The organism is Arthrobacter sp. TB 26 (assembly GCF_000427315.1).
Classification (GTDB): domain Bacteria; phylum Actinomycetota; class Actinomycetes; order Actinomycetales; family Micrococcaceae; genus Arthrobacter.
In genome coordinates this window covers 1-4,988 of record NZ_AUPJ01000400.1, presented here as the reverse complement: position 1 = coordinate 4,988, position 4,988 = coordinate 1, and the positions used below count along the sequence as shown (strand labels likewise).

Here is a 4,988-nt window from a genome sequence, read left to right as displayed (position 1 = left end):
CCCGCCAGCGCGAACCGGACATCCAGACCCGGCCGTCGGCGATGATCCGCGCCGTCACGGCGCGCGTGGTGGCGTCGTCCCCGAAGGCCAGCGAGACCTGGGTGTAGTCGACGTCGTTGAGCACCTCGACGCCGTCCAGCGCCGCGAGCTGCTCCGCCAGTTGCGAGGCGCGCTCCGCGAGCCTGTGGACCTGCCCGGCCACCCCGGCCTGCCCCAGCGATTTGAGCGCGGCCCAGACCGGCACGCCGCGGGCCCGCCGGGAGAGTTCCGGGACGGTCTCCAGCGGGTCCCCCGCCCCGTCCCCAGTCTGGATCAGGTAGCTCGTGTGCACGCCCATGGACGAACGGAGGGCTGTCCGGTCCCGGACCACGACGATCCCGCAGTCATAGGGGACGTTGAGGGTCTTGTGCGCATCGGTGGCCCAGGAATCGGCCAGGTCCATCCCCGCGGTCAGGGCGGAGAGTCCCGGCACGGCGGCGGCCCAGAGCCCGAAGGCGCCGTCCACATGGACCCAGGCGCCGTGGTCCTTCGCCACCCTGACGGCCTCGGCGAACGGGTCGAAGGCTCCGGAATGCAGGTTCCCGGCCTGCAGGCAGACGAGTGCCGGACCGGAGCCTTCGGCGAGTTGCCGTTCAAGTTCGGCCGGGATGATCCGTCCCTGCCGGTCCGACGGAACCGGGGTTGGCGTGCCGAGCCCCAGGTAGCGCAGCGCCAGGTCCACGGAGTCGTGCCGTTCCCGGCCAACGAGGCAGCGGATTCTGGGGGCGCCGAACAGCCCGTCACGCTCGAGGTCCCAACCCGCGTCCGCCATCAGCCGCCAGCGGGCGGCGGCGAGTCCGGCGAAGTTCGCCATCGTGGCGCCGGTGACGAAGCCGACGTCGGACTCCTCGGGTAGGCCAAGGAGCCCGACGAGCCAGTTCCCGGCGGCTTCCTCGATCGCGGACACCGCCGGCGCGGCATAGCGCAGCACCGCATTCTGGTCCCAGGCGCTGACCAGCCAGTCGGCAGCCAGCGCGGCCGGCAGCGTGCCGCCGATGACCCAGCCGAAGAAGCGGCCGGAGGGCATGGCCATCAGTCCGGGCTCTGCCTTCGTCGCCAGGTAGTCCACTACCTCGGCCGCCGGTGTTCCGTCCCGGGGCAGCGGACCGCCGAAGTCGGCCGCGAGGTCCGCCGCGGTCACGCGGGGGCCAACATGCCGGGTTTCCTGGCTCTCCAACCACTGCCGTGCGTGCCGGGCCGCAGCCTCCAGGGCATCGCCGTAGCGTTCTTCCGGTGCTGACATAGCTGCATGCTACGCCCGCGGGCCCGGTGCGGGCAGCCCCTGCGGGAGCAGGCACGGGAGCGGGCGCCGGTGCGGGCCCGGGGCGCTGATGCTACGCGATGCTGTCCTGCCAGATGTCGGAGCCGAGCTTGATGACCAGCGCCCCCACGACGGCGAGGAACACAACGCGGATGAACTTGTTTCCCTGTTTGACGGCCGTCCGGGCGCCAAGGTACCCGCCGGCCATGTTCGCCAGGCCCAGGACGAGCCCGAGTCCCCACAGCACGGCACCGTGCGGCACGAAGAACAGCAGGGCGCCGGCGTTGGTGGCCATGTTCACGATCTTGGCCTTGGCGCTTGCTTCGAGGAAGGCGTAACCCATCGCCGAGACGAGCGCGATGATCAGGAAGGATCCGGTGCCGGGACCGATCAGGCCGTCATAGAAGCCGATCACGCCGCCGATCAGGCACGCCAGCACATAGTGCCGGTGTCCGCTGTGCCGCAGCCTGGTCAGTTCCCCCACGTTGGGGCGGAAGGCGGTGAAGAGCGCGACGGCGACGAGCGCCACCACGATGATGGGTTTGAACACGCTCGCCGGGAGGTTCGCGGCGAGCACTGCCCCGCCGAAGCTGCCGGCCATGGCGATCACCGCCATGGGCAGCGCGGTGCGCAGGTCCGGCCGCACCCGGCGGTAGTACGTGACGGCACTGGTCGTCGTGCCGAAGATCGAGCCCATCTTGTTCGTCGCCAGTGCCTGCACCGGGCTGATGCCCGGCACCAGCAGCATGGCCGGGAGCTGGATCAATCCCCCGCCGCCGACGACGGCATCGACCCAGCCGGCGGCGAAGCCGGCGACCACGATCAGGATGAGAGTGCTGAGCTCGATCGACTCGAGTCCGGAAACCACGCCCGTGGGTGCAGCGCGTTAGCTGTTGCGGACGGCGTCGACCACGTAGTCGACAGCCTTCTCAACGGCGATGTTTTCGGCGTTGCCGCTGCGGCGGTCCTTGATCTCGACGACGCCGTCCACCAGCCCGCGTCCGACGGCGAGGATGGTCGGCACGCCGACGAGCTCTGCGTCGCCGAACTTCACGCCCGGGGACACCTTGGGACGGTCGTCGTAGATCACCTCGAGGCCGGCAGCTTCCAGGTCAAGGGCCAGCTTCTCCGCGGCGGCGAAGATCTCCTCGCCGCGGCCAACGGCCACCACGTGGACATCGGCCGGTGCGACGGCGCGCGGCCAGATGAGGCCCTTGTCGTCGTGGTTGGATTCGGCCAGGGCCGCGACGGCGCGGGTGACGCCAACGCCGTACGAACCCATGGTGACCACGACCTGCTTGCCGTTCTGGTCCAGGACCTTGAGGTCCATGGCTGCGGCGTACTTGCGGCCGAGCTGGAAGATGTGGCCCATTTCGATGCCACGGGCGGTTTCCAGCGGGCCTGAGCCGTCGGGGGCCTCGTCGCCGGCGCGCACCTCGGTGCACTCGATGACGCCGTCCCAGCCGAAGTCGCGTCCGGCGACCAGGCCGAAGACGTGCTTGCCGGCCTCGTTGGCGCCGGTGACCCACGCGGAGCCCCGGACCACCCGGGGATCCACGAGGTACAGGAGTTTGGCGGCGCCCTCGGTGCCCAGCAGGGGCGCATCCAGGGACAGGCCGGGGCCGAGGTAGCCCTTGACGATGAGGGGCTGCTTCTTGAGGTCTTCCTCGTTGGCGGCCTCGATGGTGATTTCGCCGCCGATCGGCAGGAAGGACCCGATATTTGCTTCCACACGCTTGAGGTCAACGCCGCGGTCGCCCGGCACGCCGATGACGACGATCTGGCGTTCGCCGGTCGGCAGGGTGACGGCGAGGACGACGTTCTTGAGTGTGTCGGCGGCAGCCCAGGCGCCGCCGTCGGCCTCGCTGCGGGGCGCCAGTGCGTTGGCGGCGTCCACGAGGGTCTCGATGGTGGGGGTATCCGGGGTATCCCGGACCTCTGCGGCGGGAGCGTTGCTGAAGTCGATGTCCGCGGGGACCACGGTGGTGACGGCCTCGACGTTGGCTGCGTAGCCGCCGGCGGAGCGGACGAAGGTGTCCTCGCCGATCTCGGTGGGGTGCAGGAATTCCTCGCTCTTGGAGCCGCCCATGGCGCCGGCGGTGGCTGCCACCGGGATCACTTCGAGGCCCAGGCGCGCGAAGATCTTCAGGTAGGCGCCCCGGTGCGCGGCGTAGCTGGCGTCCAGGCCGGCGTCGTCGACGTCGAAGGAGTAGGAGTCCTTCATGATGAACTCGCGGCCGCGCAGCAGGCCGGCCCGGGGGCGTGCCTCGTCGCGGTACTTGTTCTGGATCTGGTAGATGCTCAGCGGCAGGTCCTTGTACGAGGAATACAGGTCCTTGACCAGCAGGGTGAACATTTCCTCGTGCGTGGGGGCCAGCAGGTAGTCGTTGCCCTTGCGGTCCTTGAGCCGGAAAATGCCGTCGCCGTACTCGGTCCAGCGGTTCGTGGCCTCGTAGGGCTCCTTGGGCAGCAGGGCCGGGAAGTGCACTTCCTGGGCGCCGATGGCGGACATTTCCTCGCGGATGACCGCCTCCACCTTGCGCAGCACGCTCAGGCCCAGCGGAAGCCACGTGTAGATGCCCGGGGCAGCCCGGCGGATATACCCGGCACGGACCAGGAGCCGGTGGCTGGCCACTTCGGCGTCGGCGGGATCTTCACGCAAGGTGCGCAGGAACAGCTTGGAGAGTCGAAGGACCACTGGGTATCTATCCGTTTCTGGGAAGGTGCGGGGCAAAGCAGCAATGCTGTGAGTCAGTTGGAGAATCAGTTGGACCGGCAAAAACCGGCCCACAAGTCCAGGTACTAATCTACCGTCAGCCCGGACGCAGAAGAGCCACGCCATAACTGACGGAAGCCCCTGGCCGTTCCCGGCTGGTCATCCTGTCATGGCGTGGCTCTGCGGCCCCCAGTTCCGCCAAAGTTCCGGCTGTGGGCTCCTGGTGTTGCCCTCAAGGGCGTCTGCATCCCGGCACCTGCACCCGTGGAAACACGTGCCCATGCGACACGGCTAGCTCGAATTTATGTGACGCAGGGCACGAAAACAAGAGTCCCGATTCAGATATTTTGCTGTGATGCCAGAGTTACGGCTGGGATAGAAGATCACTGCAGTTATAAAAGTGCCTAAATTAGAAGGCACAGCTGTCAAAAAGGCCCTGCGGCCTAGAAAAGAACAGTGGCGAACGTGCCTACTTGGCGGAAGCCCACCCGCTCGTAGGTGGCGCGGGCCCGGGTGTTGAAATTGTTGACGTACAGGCTGGTGACCGGGGCGAGGGTCTGGGCCAGGACGACGGCGGCTGCCATGTACCCTGCACTGAGGCCCTGGCCGCGGAACTCCGGGTTCATCCAGACCCCCTGCACCTGCGTTACCTCCGGGGTGACAGCGCCCAGCTCGGCTTTGAAGACCACCTCGCGCCCGGGGCTCAGGTGGACCATGGAATGTCCCTCGCGGATGAGGCCTCTGACCCGGCGGCTGTAGTACTCCCGGCCGCCGAGGTAGGGCGAATAGCCCACTTCCTCCTCGAACATCGCCGCGCACGCGGGCAGGATCCGGTCGAAGTCCGCCAGCTGGCCGAAGCCAAGCTGCGGATTCGGGGTCACGGCGGGCGGCCCGGAAATTGTCATCAGCGGCTGGTCGTCGCGGATCTCGTGCGCCGTCTGGCCGAACAGTTCCAGCCCGGCGTACAGGGCC

The 4,988-nt window shown here is 68.4% G+C and carries 4 protein-coding genes; all 4 read right to left on the bottom strand.

What is annotated here, in order from left to right:
* On the bottom strand, positions 1–1,282 hold a 1,282-nt coding region (locus tag K789_RS0115575; protein WP_024367565.1), incomplete at its 3' end, for a pyridoxal phosphate-dependent decarboxylase family protein.
* Positions 1,283–1,373: 91 nt separating this feature from the next.
* Positions 1,374–2,168: a sulfite exporter TauE/SafE family protein gene (locus K789_RS0115570; RefSeq protein WP_024367564.1), complete on the bottom strand. Its 795-nt coding sequence runs from the start codon at positions 2,166–2,168 to the stop codon at positions 1,374–1,376.
* Between the two features lie 18 nt (positions 2,169–2,186).
* On the bottom strand, positions 2,187–3,998 hold the full coding sequence (locus K789_RS0115565) for a proline--tRNA ligase (protein ID WP_024367563.1): 1,812 nt from the start codon (positions 3,996–3,998) through the stop codon (positions 2,187–2,189).
* Between the two features lie 461 nt (positions 3,999–4,459).
* A partial coding sequence (locus K789_RS0115560; RefSeq protein ID WP_024367562.1) for a GNAT family N-acetyltransferase occupies positions 4,460–4,988 on the bottom strand: 529 nt, incomplete at its 5' end.